This is a genomic window from Pseudonocardia sp. ICBG601, from assembly GCF_020496245.1.
Genome location: NZ_JAHLJA010000002.1, coordinates 393,385 through 406,698 on the forward strand (window position 1 = coordinate 393,385; position 13,314 = coordinate 406,698).

General features: G+C 75.5%; 9 protein-coding genes. 8 read left to right on the top strand and 1 reads right to left on the bottom strand.

Going from position 1 to position 13,314, the window contains the following annotated elements:
* Window positions 1-141: 141 nt before the first annotated feature.
* Window positions 142-2,574, top strand: a complete 2,433-nt coding sequence (locus tag KPL57_RS01770) for a right-handed parallel beta-helix repeat-containing protein (protein WP_226350137.1) — start codon at window positions 142-144, stop codon at window positions 2,572-2,574.
* A gap of 28 nt (window positions 2,575-2,602) precedes the next feature.
* On the opposite strand, the gene KPL57_RS01775 is transcribed toward KPL57_RS01770, so the two are convergent.
* The gene (locus KPL57_RS01775) at window positions 2,603-5,275 is read right to left on the bottom strand and encodes an ATP-binding protein (protein WP_226350138.1); all 2,673 of its coding nucleotides are present in this window, start codon (window positions 5,273-5,275) and stop codon (window positions 2,603-2,605) included.
* 193 nt (window positions 5,276-5,468) lie between these two features.
* On the opposite strand from KPL57_RS01775, the gene KPL57_RS01780 reads away from it, so the two are divergent.
* From KPL57_RS01780 to KPL57_RS01810, 7 genes are all read left to right on the top strand, one after another.
* Window positions 5,469-8,186 carry a LuxR C-terminal-related transcriptional regulator gene (locus KPL57_RS01780; RefSeq protein ID WP_226350139.1) on the top strand — a complete coding sequence of 906 codons (2,718 nt, stop codon included), beginning with the start codon at window positions 5,469-5,471 and terminating at the stop codon, window positions 8,184-8,186.
* 10 nt (window positions 8,187-8,196) lie between these two features.
* Window positions 8,197-8,976 (top strand): enoyl-CoA hydratase/isomerase family protein, encoded by a 780-nt coding sequence (locus KPL57_RS01785; RefSeq protein WP_226350140.1) that lies wholly within the window; start codon window positions 8,197-8,199, stop codon window positions 8,974-8,976.
* Between the two features lie 91 nt (window positions 8,977-9,067).
* Window positions 9,068-10,024 (top strand): class I SAM-dependent methyltransferase, encoded by a 957-nt coding sequence (locus KPL57_RS01790; protein ID WP_226350141.1) that lies wholly within the window; start codon window positions 9,068-9,070, stop codon window positions 10,022-10,024.
* The gene (macS, locus tag KPL57_RS01795) at window positions 10,021-11,196 is read left to right on the top strand and encodes a MacS family sensor histidine kinase (RefSeq protein WP_226350142.1); all 1,176 of its coding nucleotides are present in this window, start codon (window positions 10,021-10,023) and stop codon (window positions 11,194-11,196) included. The genes KPL57_RS01790 and macS overlap by 4 nt, the downstream gene beginning before the upstream one ends.
* On the top strand, window positions 11,193-11,846 hold the full coding sequence (locus KPL57_RS01800) for a response regulator transcription factor (protein WP_226350143.1): 654 nt from the start codon (window positions 11,193-11,195) through the stop codon (window positions 11,844-11,846). The genes macS and KPL57_RS01800 overlap by 4 nt, the downstream gene beginning before the upstream one ends.
* A 129-nt stretch (window positions 11,847-11,975) precedes the next feature.
* On the top strand, window positions 11,976-12,581 hold the full coding sequence (locus KPL57_RS01805; protein WP_226350144.1) for a DedA family protein: 606 nt from the start codon (window positions 11,976-11,978) through the stop codon (window positions 12,579-12,581).
* Window positions 12,582-12,651: 70 nt separating this feature from the next.
* Complete coding sequence (locus tag KPL57_RS01810) at window positions 12,652-13,314, top strand: response regulator transcription factor (RefSeq protein ID WP_226350145.1); 663 nt, start codon at window positions 12,652-12,654, stop codon at window positions 13,312-13,314.

Below are 13,314 nucleotides of genomic sequence, written 5' to 3' on the forward strand. Positions count from 1 at the left end.
GATGTCCCCCGTGGGGCGCGCGCGGGGTCCCGTCGCCGCTCCGTGGTGCCGGGGTCCGCACTAGACAGGGGAGGACCGCCGGAACCGACTCTGCCGAAGGGGTGCGATGGAGCCGCGACGCCGTACGGGACCGGTGCCGCGATGAGCGCGGCCCTGGCCGTCTCGCCGATGGGCGGGTCCGGACACCGCAGCCTGGCCGAGGCCGTGGCCGCGGCTCCGGAGGGCGCCGTCATCAGCGTCGCCCCCGGCACCTACACCGAGCCCCTCGTGCTGCGCCGGGCGGTCACCGTCACCGCGGAGGAGGGCCCCGGCACCGTCCGGATCGCCCCGCGCGAGGGTGTCGCGGTGGTGCTGGCCGGGCCGCCGTCGGCGACCGCGCAGCTGTCCGGGATCACCGTGCAGGGCGCGCCGGGCGTCGTCGCCGCGGTGCTGGTGACGAGCGGGGCGCTGCGGCTCACCGAGTGCACCGTCGCCGGCGCGGGCTGGTCGGCGGTCCTCGCCCGCGACGACGGCGCGGTACACGCCGGTGACTGCGCGCTGTCCGCCCCGGCGGGCGCGGGGGTCGTCGTCAGCTCCCCGGTGGGCAGCTCCGTGTCGCTGTGCCGCATCACCGACATCGGCACCACGGCGGTCGTGGTGGCCGGGGACGGCGTGCTGGACCTGACCGCGACCCGGATCGACGGCCCCGCCGGCAACGGCGTGTTCGTCCACGAGCGGGGCCGGCTCACGCTGTCCCGGACCTCGGTGGCCGGGGCGGGCAAGCCGGCCGTCGCCGTCGAGCAGGACGGCGCCCTCACCGCCTCCGACCTGCAGGTCACCGACGCCGCCGGGGTCGGCCTCTACCTCGCGAGCAGCGCCTCCGTGCAGGTCGACGGGGCCGGGATCGGACCCTGCGGCGCTGTCGGTGTGCACGTCGACCAGGCCTGCCGCCCGCAGCTGCGCTCGGTCACCGTGCGCGGCGCCACCGGGGCGGGTCTGCTGTGGACCGGCAGGGCCTCGGGCACCGCCACCGGCTGCACCGTCGGGTCCACCGCGGGCGACGGGCTGCGGGTGACCGGGCGCAGCACCCCCGAGCTCGACGCCGTCGAGACCGCTGCCGACAGCGGCGCCGGCGTCGTCGTCGACGACGGCGCGGACCCGTTCCTGCGCCGGCTGCGCGTCCTGGACGCCGGGACCTGCGCACTGGTCGTCTCCGGCGGGGCCCGCGGTCGTCTGGAGAACGTGGAGATCGAGCGGGCCGGCGCCGACGGCGTGCGGGTCACCGACGGGGCCCGCCCGCAGATCGACGGGCTCACCCTGCGCGGTGCCGCCGGGTCCGGTGTGGCCGTCACCGGCGCGGCGTTGTCGCTGGCCGACTGCGACCTGTCGGCGGTCGGCGGCGACGGCGTCGCCGCCGGTACCGGCGCGGACCTGACCCTGCAGCACTGTCGCGTCGCGGGCGCCCCCGGAGCGGGGTTCCGGCTGGGCGCGGGCTCGGGCGGCACGCTGGAGGAGTGCGCCGCCGGCGACGGCGGTGCTGACGGTGTCGTCGTCGCCACGGCCGAACCGGTCCGCCTCACCGGCTGCACCGCGCAGGGCAACGCCGGTGCCGGTCTGCGGGTGACGGCCCCCGCCGCGTCGCTCACCGTCGAACGTCTGACCAGCCTCGCCAACGGGATCCCGGACGCGCCGGGGCCCCGGTCCGGTGGTCCGGCCGCGGCGGCCGACGGCGGCCCGCAGGAGGCCGTCGCGTCCGCGCCGGGTGCGGCACCGTCCCGGCGCCCGACCAACGACCCGCTCGACGCCCTGCACGCACTCGTCGGGCTGGAGGGGGTGAAGGCCGACGTCACCTCGCTGGTGAACCTCAACAAGATGGCCAAGCGCCGCGTCGACGCCGGGCTGTCCGCCCCGCCGATGGCCCGCCACCTGGTGTTCGCCGGCGCACCGGGCACCGGCAAGACGACCGTCGCCCGGCTCTACGGCGAGGTACTCGCCCGCCTCGGGGTGCTGCGGTCCGGGCACCTGGTCGAGGTGGCGCGCGCCGACCTGGTCGCCCAGATCATCGGCGGCACCGCGATCAAGACCACCGAGGCGTTCACGAGCGCGCTGGGCGGGGTCCTGTTCATCGACGAGGCGTACACGCTGTCCAGCGGCCGGGGCGGGACCGGCCCCGACTTCGGGCGCGAGGCGATCGACACCCTGGTCAAGCTGATGGAGGACCACCGGGACGACGTCGTCGTCATCGCGGCCGGCTACTCGAAGGAGATGCAGCAGTTCCTGGAGGCCAACCCGGGCATGGAGTCCCGCTTCAGCCGGACCATCGAGTTCGCGAACTACGACGCCCCCGAGCTGGTCACGATCGTGCGCAGCCAGTGCGAGCGCCACGACTACCGGCTCGCCCCGGAGGCCGAGCAGGCCCTGCTCACCTACTTCGAGCGGATCCCGAAGGACGGCACGTTCGGCAACGGACGTACCGCGCGCCGGGTGTTCGAGCGGATGGCCGACCGGCAGGCGTCCCGGCTCAGCGCCGGCGGTGCCGTCGACCCCGCCGACCTGACCCTGCTGACCGTGGATGATCTCGAGCTCGCCGTCTGAGGCCGCGGCGCGCACGGGCCGCGCCCGGTCATCCGGAGGACCGCACGCCCTGCATCGCCGCCATCAGCTCGGTGCGCGACCGGTAGCCGGCGCGGGCGAACAGCCGCCCCAGACGGCCCTCCACGCTCTTCTCGCTGACCTGCAGGATCGTGGCGATCGTGCGGTTGCCGAAGCCCTGCCCGACCAGCAGGCCGAGCAGCCGCTCGTTCTCCGCGACGACCGTGGTGCGGCCGGGGACGGTCATCCCGGCGCGGGTCATCAGACCGCGGACCCAGCTCCGGCACAGCAGGGCGCCGAGCTCCCCGTAGAGGTCGTAGCACTCCCACAGGTCGTCGGGCCCCACGAGGTCCTGCTCACCCAGCATGCCGATGACCGTCGCCAGCTCGAGGGGGAGGCCGCGCTCCCGGGCGATCCGCAGGCAGCTCTCGACGGTCGCCCGGTCGCGGTCGACGAGGGAGCGGACGACCAGGAGGTACAGCTCCGTCCGCGAGGTGGCCAGCATCCCGTGCAGCCGTTCCAGCGACCGGCCCGCGCGCCGCGCGCCCTCGAGATCGCCGCGGGCCATGGCGATGCGCGCCACCTGGAGGTGGGTCGCGTCGGTGCCGATGAGGACGCCGCGCTCCTCCGCGTCGGCCACCGAGCTCTGCAGCCGGTCCACCGCCTCGTCGAGATCCCCGACGGCGACGTCGGCGACGGCGCGCGGGGCGGCGAGCAGGTGCCGCAGCGAGGACTTCGCCGCGATCGCCTCGTCGAGGAACTCCCGGGCCCGGGTGACCTCGCCCCGGGCGAGCAGCAGGAAGGCGTGGTGCTGCTGCATCATCTCCAGGCCCGCGTCGTGCCCGACGACGAACCCGCCGACGCGGTAGCGGCGGGCCAGGTCCTTGGCCTCGGCGGTCCGGCCCTCCAGGAACGCCAGCGAGGCCCGGTCGGACAGGCTCAGCATCTCCGGGGTCAGCCCCTCGTCCGCCATGAGCCGGCGCGCCCGGTCGACCTCGCTGAGCAGCAGCAGCAGCGTGACCAGTCCCTGGGTGAAGGCCAGCCGGCGACGGGCGGAGTTGTCCTCCGGCCACGACCCGCGATCGGCGAGCAGCGCCTCGAACGTCCTCGGACGCCCCGCCCCCAGCTCGGCCATCATCGAGAGCGTGTCCCCGAGGTAGGAGTTCGCCCCCGGTCCGCGCCACGCCCACCGCGTGTCGTCGAGCAGCTCCAGGGCGTCCCGCCACCGGCCGAGCATGAACAGGGCCAGCGCACGCCACGAGGACCGGGCGGCCACGTCACCGGGGAGCTCGCGGCGGCCGTGGGCGATGGCGCGGAGCCCGTCGAGGTCGCCGAGGCTGCGCATCGAGCCGAGCATCGTCGCACCGGCGTCGACGACCCAGTGCTCGGGCAGGACGTCGCCGAGCTCGTCCAGGACGGACTCGATGGTCGTGACGGCGGTGGCGTAGTCACCGGTGCGGTAGCAGCTGGTGGCGTACATCCAGCGGGCCAGCGCCTCGTCGGCGCGGTCGGACGACAGGTCCGCGGCGGTCAGCCACCAGGCCCTGGTCCGGTGCGGGTCGTCGGCCGCGCGGACGGTGGCCCGCTGGATCAGCTCGGACCGGGCGCGGGCGGTGTCCAGCAGCGCGCCCGCCTCGGCGATCCGGTCGGTGAGGTAGTCGGGGTCCTCGGCGTGGGCGACACCCGTCCACAGCGCGACGACGGCGGTGACGGCCACCCAGCGCCGCTCGTAGGGCCGCAGGCAGGCGGCGAGCTCGACAGCCACCTGGGGGACCGGGAAACGCCAGCCGTCGTCGGCCCCGCCACGGTGCAGCACCCCGGCGTCGACGAGCTCGTCGAGGTGGTCACGGGCCTGCTCGACGTCGATGTCGAGGCTCGCGGCGAGCAGCCGGGGCAGCGCGGGCCCGAGGGGTGCGAGCAGGGCGACGGCGGTCGCGACCGGCCACATGGCGGGCCCCAGACGGCGGACCGGACGCAGCAGCGGTCCGTCCGGCCGGGGCCCGGGCTCCGGTCCCGGGCCGAGGTAGGCGTGCCGGTCGGAGATCACCACCCGGCCGCCCGCCGACAGGCTCCCCAGCAGGTCCAGCACCGCCTCCGGCACCCCCCGCGTCCGCTCGAGCACGAGGTCGACCAGCTCCGGTGCCGGACGGCTGCGCAGCTGCTCGCCCAGCAGCACCGCGGTCTGCGCCCGGTCGAGCGGCCGCAGCCGGTGCGAGTCGAGGACGCCGTCGCGGCGCAGGGCACGGACCACCGCGACGAAGGGGCGCAGGAATCCGGGAACGGGCGTCTGGACGGTGAACACCGCCCGGACACCGGCGTCGGTCAGGGACGGCACCAGCGCGGCGAGCACCGCGATCGAGTCGGGGTCGCTGCGTTGCAGGTCGTCGACGAGCAGCGTGAGCCGGTGCCGGTCGAGCACCATCGCGATCGGTGCCGCCACCCGGGCGGCGAGGGCGGGGGAGTGACGCGCGCCGTCGACCGGGTGCAGCAGTGTCGGGGGGACCCGGGCGAGCACCGCGGTGCTCCCGTCGATCACCGGGCCGTCGGGGGTGTAGCGCAGGCGCAGGACGTCGCCGCCCTGCTCCCCGACGCGGACGGCCAGCCGGTCGAGCACGGTCGTGCGCCCGATACCCGGCGGCCCGTGCACGAGAGCCGAGCGGGTTCCGTCGTCCGGAAGGTCCGGGACGGGCAAGGGTGCCTCCACAGGGAGGTCGTCGACGACGGTGCGAGGAACTCCTCGCACCACGGGACGACGAGCGGACTTCGGGTGGGGACGACGCCGGCCCCCCGGGTACCGGTCCTGGCGGTGCGGACCGGACCCTGCTGTCGATCGTACCGTTTCGCGGCACATGTCATGATCTTCGTAGCTCGCGAGGCCGCACGACCGGGACGGTGACATGAGCAGGGAACAGATCGAGTTCTGTGGTCGGGACGAGGTGCTGGACGCCCTGCGAGGCACCCCCGAGGCGTCGTTGACGGTCCTGCGTGGACCGACGTCCAGCGGACGTACCGCGCTGCTCACCCGGATCGGTGACGAGCTGCGCGAGTCGGGTTCCACGGTCCTGTTCGTGGACGCGGTCCAGGACCATGCGCGCTGGGACCGGTTCGGCGTCCGTCCGCTGCTGGCCGCGGTCGGCCGGTCCTTCGAGCAGCTCGACCCCGGCCCCGAGCTGCCCGGAGCGATGAGGTCGGTGCGCCGCCTGGCCACCGCCGAGACCTACGAGTCGATCGCCGGCCGCTCCCGGTTGCGCGCCGAGACCGGTCGTCTCCTCGCCGCGGTCGGGACCCGGGGCCCGGTCACCCTCGCCGTCGACGACGCCGACCACGTCGCGGCTCCGCTGTTCGTGCTGGCGGAGGCCCGGCGCGCCGGGCACCGTGTGCTCGCCGCGATGCGGTCGGTGCAGCTCCCGACCGAGCAGCTCGCCGAGGTCGGCGACGCCGCCGACGAGATCATCGACCTCCCGATGCTGTCGGACGAGGCATCGGTGGAGATCCTGCGACGGGCGGCCGGCGGCCCGGTCGACCCGGGACTCGTCGACGCCCTGCGGGAGTCCCTGGGGCTGCTGTTCGGGTGCCCGGGGACCCTGATCTTCACCCTGGCCGCGTTGCGTGACGAGGGCCGTGTCGTGCGCGTGGACCGCACCCTCTGCCTCCGCGACGACCGGGTGGCGATCGGGCTCCCGACCGGGCACTTCCTGGTGGAGACGGTGCGCGCCGCAGGCCGTGCCGGGGAGGACCTCGTCGCCCTCGCGGCAGGCCCGACGGGGCTCCGGATCGCCGACCTCGACGCCGTCGCCGGGGCGACCGGACGGACCGCGGTGGGGTGTGGCGCCGTCGTCGACGCCCTCGCCGCGGAGTCCGCGTTCGAGTGCGACTTCCGGGGCCGTCTGACCCCGCTGTGCCGGGCACTGGGGACGACGGTGCGGGCCGGGCTGGGGGAGGACGCACTGCGCGACCTGCACGTGCGGATCGGTCGCCGGGTGCAGTCGACGGTCGGGATCAGCAGCCGTGACGACCTGTCCGCACTCGCCGGCCACGTCGCCGCGGCCGGGACGGCGTGGCCGGTCCAGCGGCGGCTGACGGTGGTGCTGCACGACGAGGCCGTCCGCATCGCCGACAGCGACCCCGACCTCGCGATCAGCCACCTCCGTAGTGCGTGGCGGCACGCCGGGCCCGGACACGGCCGGCGTCGTGTGCAGGCCGAGCTGATCCGCGCGACCCGGGCCGCCGGCCGCTTCGACGAGCTGGCCGACTTCGTCGCCGACGCCGTCGACGAGGGTGGGTACCGGACGACGGGGTCACGCGCCGAGCTGGCCGCGGCCGCCGCGCTCGCCGCCCTGCAGCTCGGCCGCCGGGTGAGCACGCCGGTCCGCTCGGCCCTGGCGGGGATCGGGGACCCCTACTGTCCGCTGCAGCTCTGCGAACGGTGGTGGCGCGGTGAGAACCTCTCGATCGGTGAGCTGGTGCAGGGCTTCGCGCCGCTCGCGCCGGGCGGGCCGGTCCGCACGCTGCGGGACCTGTCCGCGGACTCGCTGCGGGTGCCCGCGGACGTCCGGCACGCCTTCTCCCGGCGACGGCTGGTGCCGATGCTCCGGTGGCTGCTGGGTCCCTACTACCGGCCCCCGGCCGACGGTCCGTTCGCCGCGTTCGAGCGGATGATGATCGCCTACGGCGACGGGCGCTGGAACCGGGCGTTGTCGGCCGCCCGGTCGCTGCAGACCCAGGAGTCCGCGGACCTGGTCTCCCGGCCGTGGGCGGCGCTGGCCGCCGCGGCCGTCCACCGTTTCCGGGGCCGGGAACGGCGCGCCCGCGCGTGGGCACAGACGATTCCCGAGACCGACTACACCGACACCGACACCGCCGTGCCCGCGCTGCGCGAGTGGGCCGAGGCGCGGCTGGCCCACACCGGGGAGAACCCGCTGGAGGCGCTGCCCGCGACCTGGGCGGTGTACTGCGGCGAGCTGCGACGCGGTTCCCGGGGGCCGCACGCCGGGGAGGTCCTGAACTGGCTGGCGATGCTCGCCCGCAGCAGCGGCGACGACGGGTGGCGACGCCGGATCGCCGAGGCGGTCGAGGAGGCGCTGGCCGACGAACCGGAGTCGGTGGGCCCGGAGTACGGCGAGCTCATCGAGGCGATGCTCCGCGACGACCCCGCTGCCGCCCGCCGGGGCGTCGCGTGGTGGCGCGAACGGGCCAGCCTGCCGGACCTGGCACAGGCGTGCCTGCAGGCCGCCGACGTCGTCGGGCCCGAGGAGGCCGAGCCCCTGCTGCACGAGGCCCTCGCCATCGCCGACGACCTGAAGGCGACCCGGATCAGGCGCTCGGTGCGCCGGGCGATGTCGCGGTACGGGATCGCCGTGCGGACCCCGGAGCTCGGCGAGCAGCGGCTCTCCGAGCTGGAGATGCGACTGGTGGGGCTCATCACCGAGGGCCGGTCGAACCGGCAGATCGCGGCCCGGATCACGATGAGCGAGAAGACCGTCGAGAACCACCTCACCCGGCTGTTCGGCAAGACCGGCTGCCGCAACCGGCGTGAGCTGGTCGTCGCGCACCTCGCGGGCCGCCTCACCGGACTGGGTCCCGAGCCGTGGGAACCCGCCGCCGGAGCCCGTTAGAGTCCGCTCCGTGACCGAATTCGTGAGCCTGTCCGTGGACGAGGGCGTCGGGACGATCCGGATCGACCGCCCGCCGATGAACGCCCTGAACCGCCAGATCCAGGGTGAGCTGCTGGAGGTGGCCGACGAGGCCGCCACCCGCGCCGACGTGCGTGCGGTCGTCGTCCACGGCGGGGAGAAGACCTTCGCCGCGGGTGCGGACGTCAAGGAGATGGCGTCGATGTCCTACGCGGACATGACGGTGGTGGCCCGCAAGCTGTCCGCCGGCCTGGGCGCGATCTCGACGATCCCGAAGCCGACCGTCGCCGCGGTGACCGGCTACGCCCTCGGCGGTGGCCTGGAGGTCGTGCTCGGCGCCGACCGCCGCATCGCGGGCGACAACGTCAAGCTCGGCTTCCCGGAGATCCTGCTCGGCATCTTCCCCGGCGGTGGCGGCACCCAGCGCGCCGCGCGGCTGATCGGGCCGTCGCGCACGAAGGACCTGATCTACACCGGCCGGATGGTCAAGGCCGACGAGGCCCTGGCGATCGGGCTCGTCGACGAGGTCGTCCCGGCCGACGAGGTCTACACCCGGGCCGTCGCCTGGGCGAAGCAGTTCACCGCGGGCCCCGCCCTCGCCTACGCCGCCGCGAAGGCGGCCATCGACAACGGCCTCGACACCGACCTGCGCACCGGCCTGGACATCGAGTCCGCGCTGTTCGCGGGCGTGTTCGCCACCGACGACGCGAAGGCGGGCACCGCCAGCTTCGTCGAGAACGGCCCCGGCAAGGCCACCTTCACCGGCCGCTGAGCCGCCGCCGAGCCACCCCGCCCCCGCCCGGACGCGCGACGCGCCCGGGCGGGGAGCAGGTCGGCGGCCGTGTTCTGCAAAACTCCTACTCATGAGTTCGGACCCGGCGCCCACCCCGCACGCCACCGCCGAGCAGGTCGAGGCGGCCTGGCACGACCCGAAGCTCGCCAACGTGCTCTACCACGACTGGGAGGCGGGCACCTACGACGAGAAGTGGTCGATCAGCTACGACGAGCGCTGCATCGACTACGCCGCGGGCCGCTTCCGCGCCGCGGCCCCGTGGGACGGCCGGCCCTACCTGCGCGCCCTGGAGCTGGGCAGCGGCACCGGGTTCTTCCTGCTCAACCTCATGCAGGCCGGCGTCGCCGAGCGGGGCGTCGTCACCGACCTGTCCCCGGGCATGGTCGCCGCCGCCACCCGCAACGCCGAGCACCTCGGGCTCGAGGTGGAGGGCGCCGTCGTCGACGGCGAGCACATCCCGTTCCCCGACGACAGCTTCGACCTCGTCGTCGGGCACGCGGTGCTGCACCACATCCCCGACGTCGAGGCCGCGTTCCGCGAGGTCCTGCGGGTGCTGGAGCCGGGCGGGCGGTTCGTGTTCGCGGGCGAGCCCACCACCGTCGGCGACGCCTACGCCCGCAAGCTCGGGCAGCTCACCTGGAAGGCCACCACCACGCTGACGAAGCTCGGCCCGCTGCAGGGCTGGCGCCGCCCCCAGCACGAGCTCGACGAGTCCTCCCGCGCCGCCGCGCTGGAGTCGGTCGTCGACATCCACACCTTCGACCCGGCCGACCTGGAGCGCACCGCGACCCGGGCCGGGGCCGAGGGGGTGCGGGCCTCCACCGAGGAGTTCGCCGCCGCGATGCTGGGCTGGCCGGTCCGGACCTTCGAGGCGGCCGTCCCGCCCGGCAAGCTCGGCTGGAACTGGGCGATGTTCGCCTACCACGGCTGGCAGCGGCTGTCCTGGCTCGACGAGCACGTCCTGAACCGGGTCGTGCCGCGCAGCTGGTTCTACAACGCCCTGATCACCGGTACCAAGCCGAGATGAGCGATCGGCCCCGGCGCGGCGCGCTGTCGGTCAGCATGGACGACGTGGAGCACCCGCTGGAGCCGTTCTGGCGCGGCGTCATCGCCTACCGCCTGCTGACGTTGCTGACCGTCGTCGGTGTGACGCTCTACCACCTGCGCACCAGCTACGAGCGCCCGCTGGCCGCGGTCGGCGTGCTCGTCGTGATGGCGGTGTGGACGGCCGTGACGTCGTGGGGCTACCTCGGCGGGCTGCCCGGCGCCCCGGACCGCCGCGGCCTGCTCGCGCTCGCCGACCTCGGCGTCTGCGTCGCGATCATGGCGACGACGCCGCTGGTCGTGCGGGTCGCCCACCTCGACGAGGGCGGCCCCGGCATGGGGTCGATCTGGACCTCCGGCGCGGTGCTGGCCTGCGCGGTCGCGTTCCGGATCACCGGCGGGGTGCTCGCCGCCGCCGTGATCTCGGCGGCCCTGGTGCTGTCCAAGCAGCGGTTCGGGGTGCTGGAGCTGGGCGACATGCAGCTGCTCCTGCTGGCCGGGCTGACCGTCGGGTTCGCCGCGCACGTGCTCGACCGCACCGCCGCCCGGCTGCGCCGCCTCGTGGCCGAACAGGCCGCCACCGCCGAACGCGAGCGGCTCACCCGGGCCGTGCACGACGGCGTCCTGCAGGTGCTGGCGCACGTCCAGCGCCGCGGCGCGGAGCTGGGCGGCGGGGCGACCGAGCTCGGCGTGCTCGCCGGGGAGCAGGAGACCGCGCTGCGTGCGCTGCTGTCCGGGCCGGGGACCACCGACGCGTCCGGGCTCCGCGACCTCGCCGCCGCGCTGCGGATCCTCGCCTCGGACCGGGTCACCGTCTCGGCCCCCGGACGCCCGGTCGAGCTGGGCGGGCCGGTCGTCGACGAGGTGGAAGGCGCGGTGCGGGCCGCGCTCGCGAACGTCTCGCTGCACGCCGGCCCGGACGCGCGCGCGTGGGTGCTGGTCGAGGAGCTGCCCGGGACGGTCGAGGTCAGCGTCCGCGACGACGGCCCCGGCATCCCCGAGGGCCGCCTCGCCGAGGCCGAGGCGCAGGGCCGGATGGGGGTGTCCCGCTCCATCCGTGGCCGCGTCGGCGACGTCGGCGGGACACTGACGCTGGACACCGGACCGGACATCGGGACCGAATGGGTCATCCGGGTCCCCAGGGAGGACACATGAGCATCCGGGTGATGGTCGTCGACGACCACCCGATCTGGCGCGAGGGCGTGGCCCGCGACCTCGCCGAGCGCGGCCTCGACGTCGTCGCGACGGCCCCGGACGCGCCCGCGGCCGTCCGGATCGCGACGGCCGTGCGGCCGGACGTGATCCTCATGGACCTCAACCTGGGCGCGACCTCCGGCGTGGACGCGATCGCCGCGATCGGGCAGCAGAGCCCGGACAGCCGCGTGCTGGTGCTGTCGGCCTCCGGCGAGCACGCCGACGTCCTGGAGGCGGTCAAGGCCGGTGCGCTCGGCTACCTGGTGAAGTCCGCCGGGGTCGACGAGCTGCTCGAGGCGATCCGGCGCACCGCCGACGGCGTCGCCGTGTTCACCCCGGGGCTGGCCGGGCTGGTGCTGGGGGAGTACCGGCGGCTCGCCGACGCCCCGCGCCCCGCCGACGGCGCGCCCGCCGTCCCGGCGCTCACCGAGCGCGAGACCGAGGTGCTGCGCCTGGTCGCGAAGGGCATGACGGCCAAGCAGATCGCGGCGAAGCTCGTCGTCTCGCACCGGACCGTCGAGAGCCACGTGCAGAACACCCTGCGCAAGCTGCAGCTGCACAACCGCAGCCAGCTCGTCCGCTACGCCATCGAGCAGGGCCTCGCGGACTGAACGAGCGGGACGGTCCGTTCCCTGCGGTGAGCGGAGGCAAACCCGTAACGGGGGCCACCCCCATCACGAACAGGTCACGGGACCGGGCACACTCGGCTCCGCCCCCGCCGCTCGACCTCCGGAGAGCCCGTGACCGACCCGAGCGCCCTGATTGGGTACCTGCTCCAGAGCCCCTGGCTGGTGCCCCTGCTCGCCGTCGCCGTGATGTGCGACGGGCCGTTCCCGTTCCTGCCGAGCGAGCCGGTGCTGTTCAGCGCCACGGCCGCCGCACTGGCGGACGGCGACCGGTGGCGGATCGCGGCCCTGTTCGGCGCCGCGGTGGTCGGGTCCCTGCTCGGCGACGCGGTGCTCTACGGCGCCGGACGCAGCTCCAACTCGGTCGTCCGGGGCGCCCGTCGCGGCGACGGGATCGGCGCCTGGGTCCGCCGCCACCTGCACCGCCGGCCGGTCGCCGCGCTGGTCGCGACCCGGCTGCTGCCCGGCGGACGGCTGGCGAGCGTGTCCGCGGCCGGCCGGGTCCGGCTGCCGCTGCGCGCGTTCCTGCCCGCGACCGTCGCGAGCGCGCTGGTGTGGAGCACCTGGATGACCGGCATCGGCGTATTGGTCGGGCCGATCACGCACGGCGACCCGCTGATGTCGGTGCTCGCCGGGGTCGTCCTCGCGGCGCTCGTCGCCTCCGCGGCGGCAGCGGCCAAGGCGCTGCTGCGGCTGCGCCGCCCCGTCGTCGCGGTCTGACGCCCGCCCGACCCGTCGCGTCGAACCGGCGGGTTCCGCGCCGTTCGGACGGCCTACTGTGCTGCGGCACATGGCAAGCTGGGCCGTCCGGACGAACGGGGCGGGGAGAACTGAGGACGTGCACGACGACGGCGACCGGGTCTCGGCGGTGGCGGTGGGGCGGCCGGTGGTGCCGCCGGGGGTCGAGGTCGTGGCCCACGTGCCGCCCGCGCCCGCCGAGGGGGCCGCGGCCGCGGTCGACCGCGCCCGGCCCGGTCTGGTCCTGGTCGACCTGACCGGCCCCGAGGGTGTGGCGCCCGCGGTGATCGCCGCCGTGCTCGCCCGGGTGCCGGACGCGGCGGTGCTCGCCGTCGCCGGTGCGGTCGCCGACCACGCCCGGGTGCTCGACGCGGTACGGGCGGGCGCGACCGGCGTCGCGACCAGTGCCGACCCCCGGGAGCTGGCCGCCGTCGCCGCCGCAGCCGCCGCCGGGCGTCCCGCGTTCTCCCCGGGGCTGGCCGACGTCGTCCTGGAGTCGGTCGCGGCCCCCACGCACGCGGTACCGGAGCTCAGCCCGCGCGAGTCCGAGGTGCTGCGGCTGGTGGTCGAGGGGCTCACCGCCAAACAGATCGCGGCCCGGCTCGTGCTGTCCCCGCGCACGGTCGAGAACCACGTGCAGCGGCTGCTGCGCAAGTTCGAGGTGCCCGGCCGCGCGGCCCTCGTCCGGCACGCCATCGAGTACGGACTCGCCTGA